Annotated in this window: 26 protein-coding genes, 1 pseudogene and 1 other annotated feature; of the genes and pseudogenes, 13 read left to right on the top strand and 14 right to left on the bottom strand. The window is 34.6% G+C overall.

The features are described 5' to 3' along the window. Positions 1 to 45 precede the first annotated feature (45 nt). Positions 46 to 274 (bottom strand) — a binding site (T-box leader). A 16-nt stretch (positions 275 to 290) separates the two neighbouring features. Beyond that, positions 291 to 1,187 carry a branched-chain-amino-acid transaminase gene (gene ilvE / locus MKY00_RS07565; RefSeq protein WP_001005497.1) on the bottom strand — a complete coding sequence of 299 codons (897 nt, stop codon included), beginning with the start codon at positions 1,185 to 1,187 and terminating at the stop codon, positions 291 to 293. Between the two features lie 415 nt (positions 1,188 to 1,602). On the opposite strand from ilvE, the gene MKY00_RS07560 reads away from it, so the two are divergent. Together MKY00_RS07560 and MKY00_RS07555 are read left to right on the top strand one after the other, a co-directional pair. Further along, entirely contained in the window at positions 1,603 to 1,842 is a 240-nt protein-coding gene (locus MKY00_RS07560) for a DUF3911 family protein (protein ID WP_000752504.1), read from the top strand. 125 nt (positions 1,843 to 1,967) lie between these two features. Further along, entirely contained in the window at positions 1,968 to 2,207 is a 240-nt protein-coding gene (locus MKY00_RS07555; RefSeq protein WP_001062581.1) for a YkuS family protein, read from the top strand. A 362-nt stretch (positions 2,208 to 2,569) separates the two neighbouring features. Here the strand turns inward: MKY00_RS07555 and MKY00_RS07550 are convergent, their stop codons facing one another. Both MKY00_RS07550 and ytfJ read right to left on the bottom strand, forming a co-directional pair. Continuing rightward, positions 2,570 to 2,659: a hypothetical protein gene (locus MKY00_RS07550; RefSeq protein WP_000608225.1), complete on the bottom strand. Its 90-nt coding sequence runs from the start codon at positions 2,657 to 2,659 to the stop codon at positions 2,570 to 2,572. A 114-nt stretch (positions 2,660 to 2,773) separates the two neighbouring features. Continuing rightward, positions 2,774 to 3,235: a GerW family sporulation protein gene (gene ytfJ / locus MKY00_RS07545; protein ID WP_001997038.1), complete on the bottom strand. Its 462-nt coding sequence runs from the start codon at positions 3,233 to 3,235 to the stop codon at positions 2,774 to 2,776. 112 nt (positions 3,236 to 3,347) lie between these two features. On the opposite strand from ytfJ, the gene MKY00_RS07540 reads away from it, so the two are divergent. Then, positions 3,348 to 3,740, top strand: a complete 393-nt coding sequence (locus tag MKY00_RS07540) for an imidazole glycerol phosphate synthase (protein WP_001997037.1) — start codon at positions 3,348 to 3,350, stop codon at positions 3,738 to 3,740. 33 nt (positions 3,741 to 3,773) lie between these two features. On the opposite strand, the gene MKY00_RS07535 is transcribed toward MKY00_RS07540, so the two are convergent. Next, positions 3,774 to 5,117 carry a TrkH family potassium uptake protein gene (locus MKY00_RS07535; protein ID WP_000454130.1) on the bottom strand — a complete coding sequence of 448 codons (1,344 nt, stop codon included), beginning with the start codon at positions 5,115 to 5,117 and terminating at the stop codon, positions 3,774 to 3,776. 1,284 nt (positions 5,118 to 6,401) lie between these two features. On the opposite strand from MKY00_RS07535, the gene MKY00_RS07530 reads away from it, so the two are divergent. Beyond that, entirely contained in the window at positions 6,402 to 7,637 is a 1,236-nt protein-coding gene (locus tag MKY00_RS07530) for a dicarboxylate/amino acid:cation symporter (protein WP_016716973.1), read from the top strand. 21 nt (positions 7,638 to 7,658) lie between these two features. Here MKY00_RS07530 and MKY00_RS07525 read toward each other — a convergent pair whose 3' ends face one another. Together MKY00_RS07525 and MKY00_RS07520 are read right to left on the bottom strand one after the other, a co-directional pair. Then, on the bottom strand, positions 7,659 to 7,814 hold the full coding sequence (locus MKY00_RS07525; protein WP_000184931.1) for a hypothetical protein: 156 nt from the start codon (positions 7,812 to 7,814) through the stop codon (positions 7,659 to 7,661). 135 nt (positions 7,815 to 7,949) lie between these two features. Further along, positions 7,950 to 8,369, bottom strand: coding sequence for a MarR family winged helix-turn-helix transcriptional regulator (locus MKY00_RS07520; protein ID WP_016716972.1), 420 nt, complete (start codon positions 8,367 to 8,369; stop codon positions 7,950 to 7,952). Positions 8,370 to 8,531: 162 nt separating this feature from the next. Here MKY00_RS07520 and MKY00_RS07515 point away from each other — a divergent pair. Both MKY00_RS07515 and MKY00_RS07510 read left to right on the top strand, forming a co-directional pair. After that, positions 8,532 to 8,962: pseudogene (locus MKY00_RS07515) on the top strand (regulatory YrvL family protein). A gap of 33 nt (positions 8,963 to 8,995) precedes the next feature. After that, entirely contained in the window at positions 8,996 to 9,583 is a 588-nt protein-coding gene (locus tag MKY00_RS07510; protein ID WP_140421174.1) for a thioredoxin family protein, read from the top strand. Between the two features lie 37 nt (positions 9,584 to 9,620). Here MKY00_RS07510 and MKY00_RS07505 read toward each other — a convergent pair whose 3' ends face one another. Both MKY00_RS07505 and uppP read right to left on the bottom strand, forming a co-directional pair. Continuing rightward, positions 9,621 to 10,085, bottom strand: coding sequence for an SRPBCC family protein (locus MKY00_RS07505; protein ID WP_016716970.1), 465 nt, complete (start codon positions 10,083 to 10,085; stop codon positions 9,621 to 9,623). Between the two features lie 188 nt (positions 10,086 to 10,273). Beyond that, the gene (gene uppP, locus MKY00_RS07500; protein WP_000796264.1) at positions 10,274 to 11,065 is read right to left on the bottom strand and encodes a bacitracin resistance undecaprenyl-diphosphatase; all 792 of its coding nucleotides are present in this window, start codon (positions 11,063 to 11,065) and stop codon (positions 10,274 to 10,276) included. 184 nt (positions 11,066 to 11,249) lie between these two features. Here uppP and MKY00_RS07495 point away from each other — a divergent pair, with 184 nt between their 5' ends. The 3 genes from MKY00_RS07495 (at position 11,250) to MKY00_RS07485 (ending at position 13,025) form a co-directional block, all read left to right on the top strand. Further along, positions 11,250 to 12,614 (top strand): MATE family efflux transporter, encoded by a 1,365-nt coding sequence (locus MKY00_RS07495; protein WP_016716969.1) that lies wholly within the window; start codon positions 11,250 to 11,252, stop codon positions 12,612 to 12,614. 69 nt (positions 12,615 to 12,683) lie between these two features. Continuing rightward, positions 12,684 to 12,857: a hypothetical protein gene (locus tag MKY00_RS07490; protein WP_000343559.1), complete on the top strand. Its 174-nt coding sequence runs from the start codon at positions 12,684 to 12,686 to the stop codon at positions 12,855 to 12,857. Between the two features lie 18 nt (positions 12,858 to 12,875). Then, positions 12,876 to 13,025: a hypothetical protein gene (locus MKY00_RS07485; RefSeq protein WP_000744619.1), complete on the top strand. Its 150-nt coding sequence runs from the start codon at positions 12,876 to 12,878 to the stop codon at positions 13,023 to 13,025. A gap of 64 nt (positions 13,026 to 13,089) precedes the next feature. Here the strand turns inward: MKY00_RS07485 and MKY00_RS07480 are convergent, their stop codons facing one another. Continuing rightward, positions 13,090 to 13,608, bottom strand: a complete 519-nt coding sequence (locus tag MKY00_RS07480; RefSeq protein ID WP_000715247.1) for a hypothetical protein — start codon at positions 13,606 to 13,608, stop codon at positions 13,090 to 13,092. Between the two features lie 83 nt (positions 13,609 to 13,691). Here MKY00_RS07480 and MKY00_RS07475 point away from each other — a divergent pair, with 83 nt between their 5' ends. Beyond that, positions 13,692 to 14,594, top strand: a complete 903-nt coding sequence (locus tag MKY00_RS07475) for an aminoglycoside phosphotransferase family protein (protein WP_016716968.1) — start codon at positions 13,692 to 13,694, stop codon at positions 14,592 to 14,594. A 2-nt stretch (positions 14,595 to 14,596) separates the two neighbouring features. On the opposite strand, the gene MKY00_RS07470 is transcribed toward MKY00_RS07475, so the two are convergent. The 5 genes from MKY00_RS07470 to MKY00_RS07450 form a co-directional block, all read right to left on the bottom strand. Beyond that, positions 14,597 to 14,758: a hypothetical protein gene (locus MKY00_RS07470; protein ID WP_016716967.1), complete on the bottom strand. Its 162-nt coding sequence runs from the start codon at positions 14,756 to 14,758 to the stop codon at positions 14,597 to 14,599. A 98-nt stretch (positions 14,759 to 14,856) separates the two neighbouring features. Beyond that, positions 14,857 to 15,630, bottom strand: coding sequence for a hypothetical protein (locus tag MKY00_RS07465; protein WP_016716966.1), 774 nt, complete (start codon positions 15,628 to 15,630; stop codon positions 14,857 to 14,859). Positions 15,631 to 15,654: 24 nt separating this feature from the next. Beyond that, on the bottom strand, positions 15,655 to 16,101 hold the full coding sequence (locus MKY00_RS07460; protein WP_016716965.1) for a flavodoxin: 447 nt from the start codon (positions 16,099 to 16,101) through the stop codon (positions 15,655 to 15,657). Then, the gene (locus MKY00_RS07455) at positions 16,094 to 16,270 is read right to left on the bottom strand and encodes a hypothetical protein (RefSeq protein ID WP_000929013.1); all 177 of its coding nucleotides are present in this window, start codon (positions 16,268 to 16,270) and stop codon (positions 16,094 to 16,096) included. Before MKY00_RS07455 ends, MKY00_RS07460 begins: the two co-directional genes overlap by 8 nt. A 276-nt stretch (positions 16,271 to 16,546) precedes the next feature. Then, on the bottom strand, positions 16,547 to 17,716 hold the full coding sequence (locus MKY00_RS07450) for an amidohydrolase (protein WP_016716964.1): 1,170 nt from the start codon (positions 17,714 to 17,716) through the stop codon (positions 16,547 to 16,549). Positions 17,717 to 18,052: 336 nt separating this feature from the next. On the opposite strand from MKY00_RS07450, the gene MKY00_RS07445 reads away from it, so the two are divergent. The 3 genes from MKY00_RS07445 to dltB are packed head-to-tail and all read left to right on the top strand — an operon-like array spanning position 18,053 to position 20,889. Continuing rightward, positions 18,053 to 18,199: a teichoic acid D-Ala incorporation-associated protein DltX gene (locus tag MKY00_RS07445; protein WP_000440293.1), complete on the top strand. Its 147-nt coding sequence runs from the start codon at positions 18,053 to 18,055 to the stop codon at positions 18,197 to 18,199. Between the two features lie 12 nt (positions 18,200 to 18,211). Continuing rightward, positions 18,212 to 19,726 carry a D-alanine--poly(phosphoribitol) ligase subunit DltA gene (dltA, locus tag MKY00_RS07440; protein ID WP_000770525.1) on the top strand — a complete coding sequence of 505 codons (1,515 nt, stop codon included), beginning with the start codon at positions 18,212 to 18,214 and terminating at the stop codon, positions 19,724 to 19,726. Beyond that, positions 19,723 to 20,889, top strand: a complete 1,167-nt coding sequence (gene dltB / locus MKY00_RS07435) for a D-alanyl-lipoteichoic acid biosynthesis protein DltB (RefSeq protein WP_000127947.1) — start codon at positions 19,723 to 19,725, stop codon at positions 20,887 to 20,889. Before dltA ends, dltB begins: the two co-directional genes overlap by 4 nt.

Raw genomic sequence — 20,889 nt, 5'->3', positions numbered from 1 at the left:
TTTTATCAATAAAAAAAATCCTACGTCCACACTCCAGCTATGTGCTGAAGGGACGAAAGATTTCGCGGTACCACCCTTCTTTGCAAGAATACTCTTGCCTCAGTGACCCATAAAATGAGTCTAGCTAGTAACGGAGCTAACGTCTAAGCCTAGACAAATGCTTCAGCTTAGCACTCAAGGGCGATGTTCGTCGACGTGAACCATCGGTTTCCAGCAACCACCGACTCTCTGTGAGGCTTCACAATCAACTACTCCTCCCTATCAACGCTTTCTTATGTTATAAAAAGTTGTTATCCAACTTTATTTTCTTCGTAAATTTTCTCTCCATCTTCTATAACTAACTTTCGGAATTCTTCTAGTAAACGATTCGTATGTGGACCCGTTTGCCCTAAACCAATCGTTCTACCATCTACTGTCGTAACAGCAATTACTTCAGCTGCTGTTCCTGTTAAAAATACTTCATCAGCTACATATACGTCATGTCTTGTAAATAACTCTTCTCTAACGTCATATCCAAGTTTTTCACCAATTTCTAAAATAGCGTTTCGTGTAATGCCTTCTAACGCTCCAGCAGAACTTGGTGGTGTAATTAATTTATTTCCTTTTACAATAAATACGTTATCCCCTGAGCCTTCAGCTACGTATCCTTGATCATTTAACATAAGCGCTTCTTGTACTCCAGCCAATTTCGCTTCGATGCGAACTAAAATATTGTTTAAGTAATTTAAAGATTTTACTTGAGGCGACAATACATCTGGACGGTTTCGGCGCGTTGCAACTGTTACAACTGGAATCCCTTTTTCATAATATTCTTGCGGGAATAAAGATAGTTGCTCTGCAATTACTACTACATTCGGTTTTTTACAAGAATCAGGATCTAACCCAAGATTTCCTGCTCCTCTCGATACAACTAGGCGAATGTATCCATTAGATAATTTATTTTGTCGAATCGTCTCAACAACAATATTCGTTACTTCATCTAAAGAATATGGAATTTCTAACATGATGGATTTTGCTGATTCATATAACCGGACAAGATGCTCTCTCAAACGGAAAACATTACCGCTATAGACTCTAATTCCTTCAAATACTCCATCTCCATATAAATAACCATGATCATATACTGATACTTTTGCCTCGTCTTTTGGAACAAATTCTCCATTTAAGAAAATCCATTGCTCGTTCACTGGAAAGCGCCTCCTATGTTCTATGAATTTTTTATTGTTTCCTAGTTTACTCTCCTTTCTAAATAAATCAAGTGAATTTTTAGAAAATTTATAATTTTTATTCGTACGTACATCTTTAATTATATTGATTTAACAACATTGTTAACGTTTACAAAAAGTCGAAAAATTTTTTTCGTCAATTTCCATTAAAAAAATATTTGTTTAAAAGAAGGATTTTCGTCAATTGATACGAATCTATTGTATTCAATAAACGGACGTCCGTTTTTATAAATTCGGGAATATACAACGACTTTTGCTGAAAAAGGGGGGAAATAATAAAAATAACGCTGTCTAAAAATAACATTCATATTTTTCATTTCGGAATCATAATCCTATTTTTAAAAAACAATTTGTCAAAATGAAGGAGGAAATCAATATGGCGTGTGTACAAATTAAAGGAACGAGACAAGAGGTAGTAGAAATGCTTCAACTATTCGATCTAATGGATACGAAAGGTTTTTGTAAATTCGATAATTATGTAGAGGTAGAACCAAATAATAAAGAACATAACAATTTTATTGCTTCCATCGACATCCATTCAAATACTTCTTCCGCCCAAGATACTTTAAACGATCAATTCGTAAGCCAAATGCTTACTGGTGTATATAACGACTAAATAAAGTCGTACTTTAATCAGACTACCCGTAAATAACAGATAAATATATGCTTCCTACCGTCTTTGTATAAATATATACGATGAACTTGAGCATACTAACAACTAGATGGTAGGAGGTGAGAATTATGGCTAAAATTGGTGTTGAAAATTCGTTAACAGATGTCCAACAAGCTCTTCAGCAACAGGGGCATGAAGTCGTTACAATTAACTCGGAACATGACGCACAAGGATGCGACTGTTGCGTTGTAACTGGGCAAGATTCTAATATGATGGGTATTGCAGATACATCAATAAAAGGATCGGTAATTAACGCCCACGGTTTAACAACAGATGAAATTTGCCAGCAAGTTGAGAGCCGCATTTAAATTCCATACAAAAAAGAAAGAGGACTCCTTCTGAAAAGGAGTCCTCTTTTTTATATTCACCTAACGGGAAAGTAACATATACTGGATGAAAGCCCTACCTCTCTCTCATCATTACGGTTCCACTGACCGCTCCTTGATTCACTAGTATACCTATAAAGCCCATAATTATAATTTATAGGGTTTGTTCACAAAAGTTGTTGGTAAAACTACCCGATCTTTCGCAAACTTTTCGTATTATATTTATAAGATTTATTTACTTTACACTAGCTGTAACCGAGACACGAATTAAAATTTTAACATCAATATAACAACTTGTCAATATTTTTCACAAATTTAAAACAGACAATAACGGTTTGTCTGTTTTAGAATGGAGCTTTTTCTTTTATTACATATACAACAAAACCGCTTACTAACATACATAAGCCAACTACTAAGTTTTTGATATTAATCATAAATTCCTCTCCCTTATTCCACACATCATATATATTTACAGTTCAATTATTCCGATCATCCTAAAGCGCACTTTTTCTAATATATCATAATTCCTAAAAAATGCAAGTTCACTTTTAGCGACCATTTACAAATTTATCTACAGTGCTTGGTACGGTATTTAAAGCTTTTTCAATTAAATGTGTACTACTATTGAGATGCAATACTTGCACACCGTTAGAACCAACTACTAAAAAAGCAACTGGGCTAATAGAAACCCCAGCCCCGCTTCCGCCTCCAAATGGATGACTTTGCTTATTCTCTTTATGCTGCCCTTGTCCATTATTATGTTTTTCGGAAATAAATTCACCTTTAAAGTCACTTCCTCCAGCTCCAAAACCAAAGGCCACTTGAGATACTGTTAATACTACATTTCCGTCAGCTGTTGAAACTGGACTTCCAACAATCGTATTTACATCTACCATCTCTTTTAAATTTGTCATTGCTGTTTTCATTAAATTTTCAATTGGATGTTCCATTATGTATTGCACCCTTTCCTCATTATTCTTTTTTATACTTTCCAAAATAGAGGAAGTCATACTAACTTTTCCTATTTCAAAAAAACAATCTTCACCTTTTAAATGGATATTACTCCCTGTACATACTCGGATAAAAAGGAAAAAGAGATACATACTACTATTGAACCTTGTTATGAAAGGAGTCATGACTTTGACTGAGAAATTTGATGAGTATAAAAAAAGAGATAGAATAGATAGTGATTATAGTGACTATAAAGAAGAATATGCAGCTGAGGTTGCACCACAGCGCATTGATTATGATTACGATGAGAAGGAACATAAAGATGATGTAAGATCGTCCGCTGCTGGATCAACGGCTGGCTTTATCGCTCTTGCCTTATCTATCTTATCACTTTTCACCTTCCCAACATTATTCGGTCTTGTTTCTGTACTACTAGGTATTTACGCTTATAATCGCGGAGCTACTGTAACTGGTGGTATCGCTGCGATTGTCGGCGGAATTGCAGCACTCATTGCAATTTTATTCCGAGTAGCGCTTATCGGCTTATTGTTCTCCCTCTTTTAAAAAGAAAAAGGTATCTCGCTTATGCGGGATACCTTATCCTGTAAATACATCTTCTGACGGATATTTAATTTTTTGTTTTGCTGGTCGCGCTAAAGAAAATACAAGTGTTAACGGTCCGATTAATCCACAAAACATAACAAACATAATCATACATTTTCCAAACGCTGATAACTTTGCAGTAATTCCCATCGTTAATCCTACCGTTCCAAACGCTGAAATTGTTTCAAATAGTAACTGAATAAAACTGAAGTCTTCTGTAAGCATTAACATAAATACTGCTGCAAAAATAAGGATTTGACTAGCAACGGCAATTGCTAATGCTCTCGTTACTGTCGACATTTTAATTGTGCGCTGAAATAATACGATTTCCTCTTTCTTTCTAAAGAAAGAAAGAACAGATGTAACTAAAATAACAAACGTTGTTAATTTAATCCCTCCACCTGTTGATACACTTCCTGCACCAATAAACATTAAAACCATCGTAAATAATATAGATGATTCTTCCATTCCCCCGTAGTCAACTGTATTAAATCCAGCCGTACGAGGAGTAATCCCTTGGAAAAAAGAAGCCCATAACTTTTCATTTAACGGTAAATTCCCTAACGTCTTCACATTATTATATTCCAATACAAAAATCACAATCATCGCTATCACATTTAGCGCTACCGTTCCAATAATCATGATTTTGGAATGAAGCGATAGTTTTCGAAAACTCCGGCTATACCATATATCAATTAGTACGGTAAATCCGAGACCACCTATTACGATTAAAGAGCAAATCCCAATATTAATAATCGGATCGCCTACATACCTTGTTAAATTATCCGGCCATAGAGCAAATCCAGCATTATTATAAGATGCGATCACGTGAAAAATACTATAGTATACACCTTTTCCAAAGCCAAACTCTGGAATAAAACGAAATGATAAAAAGATGACCCCAATAAACTCAATACAAATTGAAAATATAAAGACACGTTTTACTAATTTTACGAGACCACCTATATTTGTCTGATTAAATGCCTCTCCAATTAATAAGCGATGACGTAATCCGATTTTTTTACCTAATACCCAAACAATTAAAATGGCAATTGTCATAAGACCTAAACCGCCCGTTTGAATTAAAAACATAATTACAATTTCGCCAAACATCGTAAACGTACTTGCAGTATCTACTACTCCCAACCCCGTTACAGTTGCTGCTGATGTTGCCGTAAAGAAAGCATCTACCCAACTAATATGTACTTTCGTTGCGAATGGTAACTTTAATAACAAACCGCCCACCACAATTAAGCAGAAAAAACCTAATGCTAATATTTGTGGTGGATTTAATCGTATAAAACGATTATACAGCCTTTGTCTTTTTGTTACTTCCATATTCACTAGCTCCCTTTTTTCCCCTCATAACTAAAGGCTTATAAAGTGAAACTTTAATCAGTGGGGGTTTTCTTCATCCCCCACTGATTATTAGTTGAACCAATCGGGCTTTAATGAGCAGTCTTACTGCCCATTAAAGCGGGATAAAAAACCTTAAATAGCAGGATAAACCTTATATTCTTATAATATAGTTGAGCATAATCCTTTTTTTCATAGTTTTCAACTGTTATTTATACTCGAACGTCACTTCATTTATGAAAAGACTCTTTCTATTATAAGTATCCTTACTCTATAACTCTCACAACAATCATTTTATATGTATCATTTCTTAAATTCTCATACCTTTCACTCTATGTTCACATAGGGGTCACATCTATCTTTTATAGTATATGTATCGGAGCTGTTCCTCCCTAATTTATAAGACATTCCCCAGTGTCTTGAACAGCTTTCCATCCCTAATTAAATTGACATAAATTGTCCCCTTCCCTAGACCATCCTATGTGATGGTCTTATTTTTTTGTCTTTCTATCTTCTATTTAAAACTCCCTCTCTCTTTCACTCTATGTTCACACGGGCGTCACATCCACATTTTATAGTATATTTATCGAAGTTGTTCCTCCCTAATTTATAAGACATTCCCCAGTGTCTTGAACAACTTCCATCCCTAATTAAATTGACATAAATTGTCCCCTTCCCTAGACCATCCTATGTGATGGTCTTATTTTTTTGTCTTTCTATCTTCTATTTAAAACTCCCTCTCTCTTTCACTCTATGTTCACACGGGCGTCACATCCACATTTTATAGTATATTTATCGAAGTTGTTCCTCCCTAATTTATAAGACATTCCCCAGTGTCTTGAACAACTTCCATCCCTAATTAAATTGACATAAATTGTCCCCTTCCCTAGACCATCCTATGTGATGGTCTTATTTTTTTGTCTTTCTATCTTCTATTTAAAACTCCCTCTCTCTTTCACTCTATGTTCACACGGGCGTCACATCCACATTTTATAGTATATTTATCGAAGTTGTTCCTCCCTAATTTATAAGACATTCCCCAGTGTCTTGAACAACTTCCATCCCTAATTAAATTGACATAAATTGTCCCCTTCCCTAGACCATCCTATGTGATGGTCTATTTTGTTTTTCAAATACAAAATGTAATCCTCTCTACATTAAAACAAAAATCTCATACTAAATATTCAGAAAATATTGTAAAAATAGGTATTTTTTCGGTACAATTAATGTAGAAAGCTATTTTACAAAAAATAAGGGGGGATTTTATTGAAACAAACAAAAGCAATCTTAATTGCATTATTTCTCGGTTTAGTTGTCGGACTTACTTTAAATTTAGCTGCTCCATCCATTTTTGATCCATTAAATCAATATGTATTCAATCCACTTGGTCAATTATTTATTCGACTCATTAAAATGCTAGTTGTTCCTGTTGTGTTTATTTCTATCGTGCTTGGAGCTGCTGGTCTTGGAGATCCGAAGCAACTTGGAAGAATTGGTTTAAAATCAATTTCATTCTTCCTCGTCACAACAGCTGTTGCCATCTCTATCGCTGTTACATTTGCACTTATTATAAAACCAGGATCTGGCGGTAACTTTAAAACCGAAGGGCTTAAATATGAGGGGGCAAAAACCGAAACATCTTTCGTTGATACATTGTTAAATATCGTACCAGATAATCCAGCAAAAGCGATGGCTGATGGAAACATGTTACAAATTATTGCCTTTGCCGTATTAATTGGACTTGGTATAGCTATTTTAGGAAAACGTGTCCAAGGTATTCATTCATTACTTGAACAGGGCAACGAATTAATGATGTATCTCGTTAATCTGGTTATGAAATTAGCTCCAATCGGAACATTTGGGTTGCTTGCTTCATCCGTTGGTAAAATGGGTCTTGCAGGCGTCGCTGCGATGTTCAAGTATATGATTGTCGTTATGCTAGTACTTATTATTCACGGTGTCTTCGTATATGGTGGCTTATTAAAAGTATTAGCAAAAGAAAGCATTGTCCGTTTCTTTAAACATTTCGGACCAGTAATGGCGATTGGATTTAGTACATCTAGCTCTAATGCATCTCTTCCATTTGCAATGAAAACCGCACAAGAGAAGCTTGGTGTTCCAAAAGCAATCAGCTCTTTTGTACAACCACTAGGTGCAACAATTAATATGGATGGTACTGCCATTATGCAAGGTGTAGCAACTGTATTTATCGCTCAAGTATACGGCGTTGAACTTACTATCTCCCAGTTAGCTGTAGTCGTATTAACTGCTGTACTAGCAAGTATCGGTACTGCTGGTGTACCAGGTGTTGGGCTTGTAATGCTGACGATGGTTTTAAATCAAGTAAATCTACCAGTAGAAGGTATTGCCTTAATTATCGGTATTGACCGCATTCTAGATATGTCAAGAACAGCTGTAAATATTTCTGGTGATGCAATTTGCGCAATGATTGTCGCAAAATCAGAAGAAAAATATACTACAGATCAATCTGCCGCGTCTTAAATCAAAAAGGAGTGAAATGATTCACTCCTTTTTTGATTTACTTCCCTTTTTCGAACGATATTCTTTTCCTTTATTATCGTTACCAGTTTCAAATTCTGCACTAAACTCTTGCTGAAATTGCCCTGATTTCGGTGAGCCTTGATTTCCGCTCCCTTTACTACCATTTCGATTTGTCATATTTCTGCCCCCTTCCTTTATTAGTAGTATGTTACATATTTTCTTTTTTATAATCTTTTACATACGAAAGAAGACCTTCCTCATATAAGGAAAGTCTTCTTTTCAAAACGTAAGCGTTTTCTTACTTATAATGACTTAAATAAGTTTTTTAGAAATAGATATCATTATATTCATTTCTTCTTCTGAAAGCGCAGAAAATCTTTCTTGCAAATATTGTTTTTTTGCATCTTCCATTTTTGCAACTAAATCTTTTCCTTGTTCAGTAATCTCCAAATATACAACTCGGCGATCTGACGTAGAACGTGAACGAGTTACAAAACCTTTATTAATTAATTTTTCTGTAACAGCTGTAATATGACTATTCGACACATTTAACTCATTCGCCACACGTGATACCATTTCTTTATTCGTACGATTCAATATTCTAAGGACGATGAACTCATTCCACGGTATGTAACCACCAAATATTTTTCCAATATCATTACGCAACGTGCGGAACATAGCAAAAACATTTGTCGATAGTTCTTCCATTAATTGCTCTCGATTTTGAGACAACTTTGACAGCCCCTTTTATTTCATTTGGTTAAATAAAAACCTTATTAATAATTTTACATGAAATCTTACTTTTTGTCACCTTATTTTCCCATAATTCGTAGTTTTTTAATAGATATTTCATGATAAAATGAAGTTGAATTTCCAAAAAAAGGAGTTGGGATAGTGGGTGAAGAAGACAAATTTTCGAATCTCAATCTAAAAGATAAAACTTTGATTATTGGTTTTGTTATTCTGTTCCTCATTGTAATTTTTGCATTTATATTTTTTGTATATGTAGGAATCTTTCATATTACTGGTGTAGAGTATAGGTCGCGCACTGCCTTACTTCTATTTTTTTATTAATTACTTTCTTAGACGGTATTATATTTTTCATCTTCAGTTTCTTCAAGGCACTGCTATATGCAATGACACAAAACATGCCAAATTGGCTTTCTATTACTCTTTTCGCAATCATTGAAATTACGCTAGATTGGTTCGTCATTCATACCGCTGACGATTGGATAGAGAGCGTGCAACTATCCAACATAGCTGAATTATGTGTCGTACTATTCTTTTTCCTATTAAGTAAATTATTAAGTGACAAGAAAGAGTAAGAATACAAGCTTTTCTATATAAAAATTGGTACAATGAAAACAAATCATACTAAAGAGGTGTTACTTATGAACTTACAACAATGGGCTGATAAAGGTATGTCCTTTGATACATATGTGAATGAAATGAAAGTAAATCAATACGAGCTACTGCACATTTACAATAACTTTTTAATTCCAAATGAATTACTTCCTGTATTAGAAGAACGTCAAAATGATGGCTGGCGTGTTATCGTATTAACAGCTGATTGGTGTGGCGATGCTCTTTTATGCGTGCCTGTTATGAAACGAATTTCTGAAGTTGCAAATATTGATATGTCATTATTAATTCGCGATGAAAACTTAGAATTAATGGATCAATATTTAACAAATGGAACAGCACGTGCGATTCCAATCTTTATTTTCATTGATAAAGATGGAAACGAACAAGCCGTTTGGGGACCACGTGCTCCAAAAGTACAAGAGTTAGTAACTTCAATGCGCGCTACATTGCCTGAAAAAGAAGACCCAACATTCGAAGAGAAACAAAAAGAAATGTACGCTAATTTCCGTGCCACATTAGCTGATGACACTTCTCTTTGGGAACATGTAATGGAAAGTATGATTGAGAAAGTAATAAAATAAAACCTGCCGATTTCGGCAGGTTTTTTATTAAACAAAATTACAATCCTTTTTTCTGAGAATATGCAGCATCTACGCACTCTGCTAACCGTTCCATTTCACCCATATATACTGCACGGGTCATCCATCCAGTCAACTTATACATAATCTTATATAAAAAATTCTTCGGTTCAAATTCTATAATTAAAGTAAGTGATGTACCTTCCTCATCCTCTTCTAACATATAAGTTGCGGCTGTATAGCCTTGCTTCATTTCACATCCAATTGATACGATATAAGGTGCTTCACACTCTAAAATTTCTGCCTCAAACTCATATATTTTCTTTCCCATCTTTTGCACGGATATATATTTATCACCTTCACGAGGATTATTTACATCTACATGTGGAGGATACCTATTTTCCACCATAAAGGTACTCCATTCCATTATTTTCTCGTCATTATTTACATAATCAAATACAACATCAATTGGTGCTGGAATTACTATTTCTATTGCAAAACTCACTAAACTGCCCCTCTCAAATACACTATCGATTTCCTTAAAATTATTATATAGACATCATTATGTCATATTTCATATGGTGAAATACAAGTATATGAGGGTAAAAATTTTCCCTCACGATAAAAAAACACCCTATAGAATAGACTTTTTTCAAATGTCTATTCTATAGGGTGTTACCAAGAATCTATTTCTTACATAATGAAGAAGTAGAATACCGCAGCTAAAATGAAACGGTAATAAGCGAACGGTGTTAGTTTTACACGAGCTAATAATTTTAAGAATGAAACAATTGCAAGCATCGCAACAACGAATGCAGTCACAAATCCTGTTGCAAATAACGTTACATCTGCCGAGCTTAATACATCCCAGCTTTTAATTAAATCTAATCCTGTTGCAGCCACCATCATCGGTACTGCTAAAATGAACGTATATTCAGCTGCCGCTGTATGCGACACGCGAGCTAATAAACCACCACTTATTGTAGAACCAGAACGAGAAAATCCTGGCCAAAGTGCTAAACATTGGAACATTCCAATTGTAAATGCTTGCTTATATGTGATTTCATCTAACGTTCTTGCTGTACTTGGTTTTGAAAACTTCTCAGCAACAATCATTAAAATACCACCAGCCACTAAACTAATGACAACTGGTCCTGGACCAAATAAAACCTTTTTAATTGCACTATGGAATAATACACCTAGTACCCCGGCAGGAATCATCCCAATAATAATATGTAATAAATTTAACGATGGCCCTTCTTTTACTTTTCCAATTCCAACTAACGACCATAACCGTTTCCAAAATACAACTACAACCGCTAAAATCGATCCCAATTGGATTACAACTTCAAAAACTTTCGCTCTCTCGTCTTCAAATCCAATTAAGTGTCCTGTTAAAATCATATGTCCTGTTGATGATACTGGTAAAAACTCTGTTAAACCTTCAACAGCACCCATGATTAAACCAATTAACCAATCAGCCACAAGTAGTGCCTCCTTAATAACAAATAATATGTAATTTTTTCACACCTTACCATAATACCTTATCCCTTTTTAAAGTGCATCCTTTTTTTATTGATATCGTATGTTGTAGACACGTATTTCTTTTCTATTTTTTGATTAAATTGTATGATAGTTAGAGTTTGTTTTTTAGCGGAAAGGGGATTTTATGAAAGAAACTAATTCATTATCACAAAAATTAAAGCAATTTGTATTACTATTTTTCCCGATTTTCGTTACGCAAATGTCATTATTTGCAATGAGTTTTTTCGATACGACAATGTCAGGACATGCAAGCCCTATTGATTTAGCAGGTGTTGCTATCGGAACAAGTATATGGATTCCAGTTAGTACGGGATTAACAGGAATTTTGATGGCTACGACTCCAATTGTTGCACAACTCGTTGGATCTAAGAAAAAAGAGGATGTTCCTCACGTTGTCATACAGGCAGTATATTTAGCCATTTTCGCTAGCCTCATTGTTATCCTTATCGGTTTCTTTACTGTTACACCTATTTTAAATGGCATGCGATTAGAAGAACCTGTAGAACGTATTGCAGCACAATTTTTAAGTATTATCGCAATTGGAATTATCCCTTTATTTACTTACACAGTTTTACGCGGATTTATTGATGCATTAGGAAAAACTCGTACAACGATGATCATTACATTACTATCATTACCAATTAATGTAGTATTAAATTATGTATTAATTTTCGGTAACTTCGGTTTTCCAAAACTCGGTGGTGTCGGAGCAGCAATTGCTTCTGCAGCAACCTATTGGTGCATTTTAATTATTACCGTTATGATTATTCGTACGAAAGAGCCTTTTGCATCTTTCAATATCTTTAAACAATTATATCGCCCTTCTCTTTCGAGTTGGAAAGAATTCTTAAAACTTGGCGTCCCTATCGGATTTGCTATCTTTTTTGAAACGAGTATTTTCGCTGCGGTAACACTTATGATGAGTAATTTTAGTACGACAACAATCGCAGCTCATCAAGCAGCTATGAACTTCGCTTCCTTGCTATATATGACGCCTTTAAGTTTAGCAATGGCAATGACTATCGCTGTTGGATTCGAAGTTGGAGCGAAACGATATAATAACGCAAAACAATATGGGTTTATTGGGATTGGCTTAGCACTTGCATTCGCCCTATTATATTCCATTCTTCTTTACTTCTTTGATGATGAAATTGCTTCTATTTATACGACAGATATACAAGTTCATCATTTAGCAAAAGAATTTCTTATATTTGCGATTTTATTTCAAATTTCAGATGCAATTGCAACTCCTGTACAAGGGGCACTACGTGGTTATAAAGACGTAAACGTTTCCTTAATTATGACATTAATCGCTTATTGGGTAATCGGTCTCCCTCTCGGTTACATATTAGCAACGTATACGGACTGGGCAGCAAAAGGATATTGGATTGGTCTTATTATCGGTTTAGCATTTGGCGCCACCTTCCTTCTTATCCGTCTCTTTCAAGTTCAAAGAAAATATACAATAGAAAACCGCCGCTCACGATAGAGGGCGGTTTTCTTTATGCATATTTTTTCTTTAAACGTATAACATAATGAAAAAGAAAGGTGGATACATATGGACGAAAAAGAAAAAAAGCAATCATTCGACGAAGAATTCGCCCCTGAAATTTCACCTGGATATCGGCAAGATGTACATAAGCCACCTAAATATAAAAACACTTCGTTTTTAATGGGTATTACCATTTTTGCTGCTGTATTACTCGTGCTTATCATTTTCGTTTATTTTTGATGAAAGGTGGTTTATTATATGAAGAAACAAAATTCCAATCGTTCAAAAAGAATTGTGAAAACAGAAAAAGGGTATGCAGGTGATTCGGTTCTTACTCAGAAACAAGTCGAGCAAGGAAATTTATATATTGCTCAAAAAGAAATTGGTCAACAAAATGAAAACCTTTAGAATCCCTCGAAGAACTGGGGGATTTTTTTATACCGCTATTTATGGTACTGGTTCATATTTCTCTTTATTGTACGTACTGTTTTTGTTCTAACACTTTAAATATATGATTAACCTTTACAATTTTCATTTCATAATTCAATTTCATTTCGCTTCTCTTACCATTTTCAGTACCCGCCACGTACGCTACAGTTTGATAGAGAAAACTTTCATCCGTCACTTCACGTATCTCCTCGTTTGTAAATTTATACTCTAAATCCTGAAAACGATTTGGATAATAATTTTTTATTAATTGCTCATACCCTCTATTTACAAATATTTCTTCACCTTTTCGTTTCACATCTTCTTTATTATGAAATTCAAAAACCGATAGTTGTTCTGCCGCAAAATGTTCTCCTACCTTTTTCATTTCATTATGAGTTAAAACTTCTATGCTTTTGTTCTTTAATTCCTTATTTAATCCGTACTGATCAATCGGTTTATAGCTAGCAAAAACTTCTTCTTTATATGACCAAAACAGTCCAAAAACGATACATAGAGAAATGATTACTATTCTTTTCTTCGTAATTCTCCCGCCCTTCTTCATAATGATAGTTATATTTTAACATATAGAAAGAAAATTCTGATATCATGAAGTGGAATAACTTAACTTAGAAACGAGGAACAATTATGGACTCTTACAAACAATATATTAAAGAAGCTCTACCTAATCTTTCTATACATTCCTATAAACAAAATGAGGAAGGATGGGATAATGTAGCGATTATAGTAAATGATGAGCTACTGTTTCGTTTCCCGCGAAAACAGGAATATGCAATGCGAATTCCATTAGAAAAAGAACTATGCACACTTCTCTCTTGTTCACTACATGAAATTGAAGTTCCAAAGTATCACCTATTCTATGAAAAGAATACTGATGCTATTCCGCTTTGTAGCTACTATACTCTCATTCATGGTGAACCTTTAAAAACAGAAATAGTTGCTACACTAGAAAAACAAGAACGAAAAGCACTTATTACACAATTAGCAACTTTCCTTGCTGCTCTACATAGTATTCCTTTAAAAAATGTTACAGCGTTAGGATTCCCTATTAAAAAAACACTTACCTACTGGAAAGAGCTACAAACAAAATTAAATAAGTATGTTACTAACAATCTTACTTCGTTCCAGAAATCAGCCTTAAATCGTTTATTCGAGAATTTCTTTTCCTGCCTAGCTACATCCAAATTTCAAAATACAATCATTCACGGCGACTTTACACATCATCACATTTTATTTGATAACCAAAATAAAACCATTTCAGGAATTATCGATTTTGGTGATGCTCAAATTGGAGATCCTGCCTTTGATTTTGCTGGGCTATATTATGATTTCGGACATGAATTTACTACATCAGTATATGAACAATACAGTACACTTACTTCACACCATGATCCATTACTCATTCACCGCATCACAAATTTTTATCAATACAGTCCTTTACTACATAATATGATTTATAACTTTGAAACAAAGAATGAACTTGAGTTTTTAGCTAGTATAGAACAACTGAAAGCAATACTACAGGGATGAGATTACATTCTCTCCCTATATTCTCTCTCCTCATATAACATTAACTTTTTATCCATTTCAACAATGACTTTATACAGTTGAAATGCCTGTAAAATTTGCAGTTGAATTCCAAAAGGGGCATTCTGTTCTTTTAACCATTGAAATACTTGCGTTTCATCTTTCATTGATTATTCCTCCCTTTATTAAAATCTGCTACAAATATACGGTACATGATGAAAAGCTTTTCATGTCAATAACAAAAAAGAATGCAACATTGCATCCTTTAATGTACGATATTTTTCTTCTGTTTCGCTTCTTTCTTTACTTCTTCCCCTTGGCATTCACTACGAAATGCACAACTTATACACTCAGAACGAAAATGACGCTCTGTATAATGCTCAGGTTGCTGTAACATTTCTTTCATTCTAGATAAATGAACCATTCCAGTTATAATATCTTCCTGTTTCGGAATGTAATCATACTTAGTTCCTTCTATTAAATTAATAACTTCAATTTTTCCTGGAAGAATGCCGAAAGCTTTATAACTGAATACTGTCATTAACTTTTGACAAAGAGCAAGCATTTCCTCATCCGCATCGACAACATACTTTTTAATTACAAACGACTCAGTACTCCACTCACCAACTTCTAATGTCAATGACATGTGGACACCTAACTCTTCCATATATGTTTGAAATTTTTCATATAAAAATAACGGCGGTGTCTGACTATCATCTCTTTCAACAAACTGTAATAAGTGATCCGTTAGCTTCGCTAACACAATGTAATACTCCATCTTCGAAGCAAACATATTAATCCTTACTTTTTTCCAATACTTTTCTATTAATATTAAAAGTACAATTTTCGTTTGTTGGCCTGCCGGTAGTGTGTAATATTCGTTAATAATTCGATTCACAATCATTTGTGCGATTTGTTGCCATTCAAACGAAGAAGGTTCTCTTCTTTTTATATGACGAAAATAAAATTTATGCGGACAACGCATAAAATCATACAAATGATAATCTGTCATCGTTTTAATTGCGATTTTCTCATGCACTTGCTCTTCATCTCCCTTCTGCCATTAAGAAAGGTGTTTTACAAATTCAGCTCCAAACTGTAAACATTTCTCTACATCTTCATCTTCTGGCGTTAATTCTACTTTTAATCCTTCTAACACAACTTCTGCCCCGCGTTCTTTTAGCTTTTCTATTAAAATGTCAACTGCCACGCCATATTTTGGATAAGCCGAATCACATGATCCGAATACTGCCGCTTTTTTCCCAGTTAAATCAATAGAATCCATTGCGTCATAAAAATCTAAGAAATCATCAGGAAGGTCACCATCTCCCCAAGTGTATGCACCTAAAATAATTCCATCATACTGTTCTAACATAGAAGCTTCTGGTGAATCCATAATATCAATCACTTCAATTGCATTTTCAGTTTCACGAATCACGCCGGCAATATGATCAGCCATTTCCTCTGTATTTCCACTCATACTTGCAAAAATCATTACTAACTTACTCAACTGAACCTCTCCCTTTACTTTGTATCTCTTGTTCTGTTTGAATGCTCTTCTTCTCATCTACATATTCAGAACGAATTACATTTCGTTGCCATTCCATATGCTGATCAACTTCTTTATTTTTATCTTTTAATCCCCTCCGTAGAAGGTGAAATTTTTTTCTCATTAACATGTCGCATCCATCCTATTGATAATAATTATCAATTTCAACTACTTTTAGATTAATTGACATTGATTATCACTGTCAACAACTTTTTTAAAAAAAATGATTAAAATGTACAAGCTTGTCCGTTAGCTATTCATATACTATAAATGAGCATAGTTCTTTCTCAGCCCTCTCTGACGGAAAGAAATAAAAGCAACTGCGATAGAGCGCAGTTGCCTTTTTTTTATCCCACTTTAATGGGCAGTAAAACCCCCACTGATTAAAGTTTCACTTTATACTTTTCTATGATTTCAATAATCTCATTGTTGTCTCTAAAAATAATTCCACTCCATAAATGAGAGCTGATTCATCTACATCAAATTTTGGATGATGATGCGGGTAGCAAGTATCTATCTTTTTATTACCAGTCCCTAATTTAATAAAACAACCAGGTGCTTTTCTTAAATATGCCGAAAAATCTTCTCCTCCCATAGAAGGTTCAAGCTTTACAACACGCTCATTTCCAAACAAATGTAGTGCACTTTCTTCTACTACTTTCGTAATATATTCATCATTAATAACCGGATCATATCCATATCGATACGAATATGTATACGCCCCTCCATGTGCTTCTGTAATTCCTTTCACGATTTTCTCAATTTTCTCTTCGGCTTCTATCCTTAATGCTTGATTAAATGAACGAACAGTTCCCATTAAAGTTGCTGCACTAGGAATAATATTATCAGCCATCCCCCCATGAAACTGCGTAACCGAAACGACTCTTTGCATAAAAGCACTTGTATTTCTTGATACAATATGTTGTAAATTTGTAATAATCTGTGCTCCGATAGCAATAGGATCTATCGTTTCTTCTGGCCTCGCCGCGTGCCCTCCTTTCCCTTGAATTTCAACTGTAAATACGTCTGGTGCAGCCATCATCGGCCCATACGCAATGCCTATCTTCCCGCTCTCAAGTCCTGACATAACATGTAAACCTATTACATAATCAACACCATTCATTACGCCTGCTTCAACCATTTCTTGTCCCCCGCCAGGATACACCTCTTCTGCATGCTGAAAGAATAGACGAATCTCACCTGCAAAATTTCCCTTTATATTTGATAGCACTTCTGCTGTACCCAACAAAATAGCCGCGTGAGCATCATGCCCACATGCATGCATTACACCTTTATTCACAGACGTATAAGATTTACTTGTCTCCTCTTGAATTGGCAACGCATCTATATCAGCTCGAATCGCAATCACTTTCCCTTGTTCGGTTCCTCTTTTAATTGCTAGTACACTATACTTCGTCGGTCTCGTTACTTCAAAAGAAGAAAATGAGCATACTGTATCATATATAAATTGCGAAGTTTCTTTTTCATGAAACGATAATTCTGGATACTTATGGAAATACCTTCTCCATTTCACGATATTTTCTTCCGAAATTAGATTCTTCCACACTCTATCCATGATAATTTCCTCCTTTTTAAAAGGGCTAAAAATGTAAAAGTTTACTTCGTCTCGAATGACTCATAAGCACAAATACTATATTTTACGTATTCTTCTAGTCCACTTTTATGTATTCACACAATCCACTTCCTATTTACATATCAAATCCATTACAAATTGATGCTGAATGTAATATAATTGCTAAGTTAGGGATTTTCTTTTTTAGTATTTAGTGCTAATATCAGAAAAGAGCCTTTTGACTTATTTTTACCTAAAATGTGGAATTTTGTTTTTTTCACAATAATGTAGGACATGATACCTACAAAGAGATATTATTTCATTAAGAGAGGGAAAGACATGGAAAGATTAAAAGAGATATGGTCTCGACCACTCACACAATGGGTTGCAAAGACGGTTTATTACCTTGCAATTTTATTTGCATTACTTTGGTTGTATGGATTCCATGATACAAACACAAGTACATTTATTTACAATGAATTCTAGGGTGGGAACGTTATGAAGTTATTAGAACAAATTGAAAAGTGGGCTATTGAAACGCCTGATCAAACTGCTTTTGTTTGGCGAGATGCGAAAATTACGTACAAACAATTAAAGGAAGATTCTGATGCGTTAGCACATTGGATTTCTTCTGAGTATCCAGATGATCGTTCACCAATTATGGTGTATGGCCATATGCAACCTGAAATGATTATTAACTTTTTAGGATGTGTAAAAGCTGGACATGCTTATATTCCTGTAGATTTATCTATCCCAGCTGATCGTGTACAACGTATCGCTGAAAATTCTGGTGCGAAACTACTTTTATCAGGAACTGAAGTAACTGTAACTGATTTACCAGTTCGCATTGTAAGTGAGGACAACTTAAAAGATATTTTCTTTACTCATAAAGGGAACACTCCAAATCCTGAACATGCGGTAAAAGGTGATGAGAACTTCTACATTATTTACACATCAGGAAGCACAGGTAATCCGAAAGGGGTTCAGATTACTTATAACTGCCTTGTAAGTTTTACAAAATGGGCTGTAGAAGATTTCAACTTACAAACGGGGCAAGTATTCTTAAACCAAGCACCTTTCTCATTCGATTTATCTGTCATGGATATTTACCCATCATTAGTAACAGGTGGTACACTTTGGGCAATCGATAAAGATATGATTGCACGTCCAAAAGACTTGTTTGCTTCTTTAGAGCAATCGGATATACAAGTATGGACTTCCACACCATCTTTCGCAGAAATGTGTTTAATGGAAGCATCTTTCTCTGAGAGTATGCTACCGAACATGAAAACATTCTTATTCTGCGGTGAAGTGTTACCAAATGAAGTAGCTAGAAAATTAATTGAGCGTTTCCCAAAAGCAACAATTATGAATACGTACGGTCCAACAGAAGCTACTGTCGCTGTAACAGGTATTCACGTTACAGAAGAAGTGCTTGATCAATACAAATCACTTCCAGTTGGCTACTGTAAATCAGACTGCCGCCTTCTTATTATGAAAGAAGATGGAACGATTGCACCTGATGGTGAAAAAGGTGAAATCGTAATTGTCGGTCCAAGCGTAAGCGTTGGATATTTAGGAAGCCCTGAATTAACAGAAAAAGCATTTACTATGATTGACGGTGAGCGCGCCTATAAAACAGGCGATGCTGGCTATGTTGAAAATGGTCTTCTATTCTATAATGGTCGTCTTGATTTCCAAATTAAGCTGCATGGTTATCGAATGGAATTAGAAGAAATTGAGCATCACCTTCGTGCGTGTTCTTACGTAGAAGGAGCAGTTATCGTTCCAATTAAAAAAGGTGAGAAATACGATTATTTATTAGCGGTTGTTGTTCCTGGAGAACATTCATTTGAAAAAGAATTCAAATTAACATCTGCAATCAAAAAAGAACTCAATGAGCGATTACCAAACTACATGATTCCACGTAAATTCATGTATCAATCTTCTATTCCAATGACACCAAATGGAAAGGTAGATCGCAAAAAATTATTGAGTGAGGTTACAGCATGACCGCATATGGATCATTTTATTTTTTCGCTATAGTGGGCATTTTATTAATACCTACTATCATAGCTGGATTAAAAGGTAAAATGTTGCGTAAATATAATGCCGTTTTAACATTAGTCATGCTTGCTATTATCTTCTCGGATAAACCGAAGCAAGCGATTATGTTAGCCGCATTTATTATTTGGCAATATGCCCTAATTAAAGGCTATTTACTTTTAAGAAAACAAAATAATAGTACATTCACGTTTTGTATAGCTGTTATTTTATCAATTTTGCCACTTATTTTGGCAAAAATCGCACCATTTGCACCTGACCTAAAGTTTATTGTATTTTTAGGTATGTCTTATGTAACATTTAGGGCAGTACAAATGGTATTTGAAGTTCGTGATGGTTTAATTAAAGAACTATCCTTCTTTAATTTTTGGGAATTCGTTTTATTCTTCCCAGCTATTTCAACGGGACCTATCGATCGTTACCGTAGATTCCAAAAAGATATTCAAAAGCCACCTAGTGCAGAAGAATATCAAAATTTACTATATACTGGATTAAACCGTATTTTCCAAGGTTTCTTGTATAAATTTATTATCGCTTACTTAATAAAGCAATATTTTATGGATCCGGCATTTGCACAGCAAGATACAATCCTATCCAATATGATTTACATGTATAGCTATAGCTTATATTTATTCTTCGACTTTGCTGGTTATAGCTCATTTGTAATTGGTGTGAGTTATATGATGGGTATTAAAACGCCAGAAAACTTTAATAAACCGTTCATTAGTCGTAATATTAAAGACTTCTGGAACCGCTGGCACATGAGTTTATCATTCTGGTTCCGTGATTTTATTTACATGCGTTTCGTCTTTTTTGCAACGAAGAAAAAGTTAATTAAGAACCGTTACACTATTTCGTATATCGGGGCATTTTTAAACTTCTTCATTATGGGAATTTGGCATATTACTGGTGAGCATGTGTATCAATACATTATTTATGGTCTCTATCATGCCGCACTGTTTATTTTATTCGATATTTTCGAACGAAAAAACAAGAAGCATAAGTTTTGGCCAAACAATAAATTTACACACGTCCTTGCGATTGTAATTACGTTCCACGTTGTATGTTTCGGTTTCCTCATTTTCTCTGGACACCTTAACAGATACTTTTAA

Source organism: Bacillus sp. FSL R9-9834, from assembly GCF_038006905.1.
Lineage (GTDB): Bacteria > Bacillota > Bacilli > Bacillales > Bacillaceae_G > Bacillus_A > Bacillus_A pacificus.
The sequence above is the reverse complement of the archived record's forward strand: the minus strand, read 5'-3'. Positions and strand labels throughout refer to the sequence as shown.

Bases quoted from the DNA above. Each gene is read 5' to 3' on its own strand.
- MKY00_RS07555 (WP_001062581.1), top strand. From the start codon at position 1,968: ATGGCTAAAATTGGTGTTGAAAATTCGTTAACAGATGTCCAACAAGCT.
- MKY00_RS07535 (WP_000454130.1), bottom strand. From the start codon at position 5,117: ATGGAAGTAACAAAAAGACAAAGGCTGTATAATCGTTTTATACGATTA.
- MKY00_RS07490 (WP_000343559.1), top strand. From the start codon at position 12,684: ATGGACGAAAAAGAAAAAAAGCAATCATTCGACGAAGAATTCGCCCCT.
- MKY00_RS07540 (WP_001997037.1), top strand. From the start codon at position 3,348: ATGAAAGGAGTCATGACTTTGACTGAGAAATTTGATGAGTATAAAAAA.
- MKY00_RS07485 (WP_000744619.1), top strand. From the start codon at position 12,876: ATGAAGAAACAAAATTCCAATCGTTCAAAAAGAATTGTGAAAACAGAA.
- MKY00_RS07445 (WP_000440293.1), top strand. From the start codon at position 18,053: ATGGAAAGATTAAAAGAGATATGGTCTCGACCACTCACACAATGGGTT.
- MKY00_RS07510 (WP_140421174.1), top strand. From the start codon at position 8,996: ATGAAAACAAATCATACTAAAGAGGTGTTACTTATGAACTTACAACAA.
- MKY00_RS07450 (WP_016716964.1), bottom strand. From the start codon at position 17,716: ATGGATAGAGTGTGGAAGAATCTAATTTCGGAAGAAAATATCGTGAAA.
- MKY00_RS07525 (WP_000184931.1), bottom strand. From the start codon at position 7,814: ATGACAAATCGAAATGGTAGTAAAGGGAGCGGAAATCAAGGCTCACCG.
- MKY00_RS07550 (WP_000608225.1), bottom strand. From the start codon at position 2,659: ATGATTAATATCAAAAACTTAGTAGTTGGCTTATGTATGTTAGTAAGC.
- MKY00_RS07495 (WP_016716969.1), top strand. From the start codon at position 11,250: ATGAAAGAAACTAATTCATTATCACAAAAATTAAAGCAATTTGTATTA.
- MKY00_RS07475 (WP_016716968.1), top strand. From the start codon at position 13,692: ATGGACTCTTACAAACAATATATTAAAGAAGCTCTACCTAATCTTTCT.
- MKY00_RS07480 (WP_000715247.1), bottom strand. From the start codon at position 13,608: ATGAAGAAGGGCGGGAGAATTACGAAGAAAAGAATAGTAATCATTTCT.
- MKY00_RS07560 (WP_000752504.1), top strand. From the start codon at position 1,603: ATGGCGTGTGTACAAATTAAAGGAACGAGACAAGAGGTAGTAGAAATG.
- MKY00_RS07455 (WP_000929013.1), bottom strand. From the start codon at position 16,270: ATGTTAATGAGAAAAAAATTTCACCTTCTACGGAGGGGATTAAAAGAT.
- dltA (WP_000770525.1), top strand. From the start codon at position 18,212: ATGAAGTTATTAGAACAAATTGAAAAGTGGGCTATTGAAACGCCTGAT.
- MKY00_RS07470 (WP_016716967.1), bottom strand. From the start codon at position 14,758: ATGAAAGATGAAACGCAAGTATTTCAATGGTTAAAAGAACAGAATGCC.
- ytfJ (WP_001997038.1), bottom strand. From the start codon at position 3,235: ATGACTTCCTCTATTTTGGAAAGTATAAAAAAGAATAATGAGGAAAGG.
- dltB (WP_000127947.1), top strand. From the start codon at position 19,723: ATGACCGCATATGGATCATTTTATTTTTTCGCTATAGTGGGCATTTTA.